A 409-nucleotide genomic window follows, 5' to 3' on the forward strand; every position below is an offset into this window, starting at 1 on the left:
ACCATTGTGCTCGACATCTCGGGCGAGCCGACGGAGGTGATGTCGCGGTTCAGTACCAGGGCCAGGCGCTGGATCAGGCGGGCCGAGCGGGACGGGGTGCACGTCGACCGGGTGCCGGCGACCCCTGCCAACTGCCGCCTCGTGTTCGACCTTCTCTCCGATACCGCGAAGGGCCGGTTCGGGATTCGGAGCTACGAGTACTACGAGGAGTTCTGGGGGCGTTACGAGTCGTCCGGGAACGGCCAGTTGTTTGTCGCCCGCTTCGAGGGTGAGGTGATGGCGGGCGGGTTTGCGATGAAGTTGGGGCGCAACGCGTACTACATGAACGGAGCCTCGGTGCGCAAACGCGAGGACTCCTCCGCGCAGAGCGGACTCGGTGCGCACGGCGTCGGGCATGCTGTTCAGTGGG

At 66.3% G+C, this 409-nt stretch carries 1 protein-coding gene; it reads left to right on the plus strand.

What is annotated here, in order from left to right; translation table 11 throughout:
* Positions 1-409, plus strand: a 409-nt coding sequence (locus tag AC1DYG_RS20185) for a GNAT family N-acetyltransferase (RefSeq protein ID WP_477641619.1), incomplete at both ends; no start/stop codon positions are given.

This window comes from Pedococcus sp. P1_H8, from assembly GCF_056405175.1.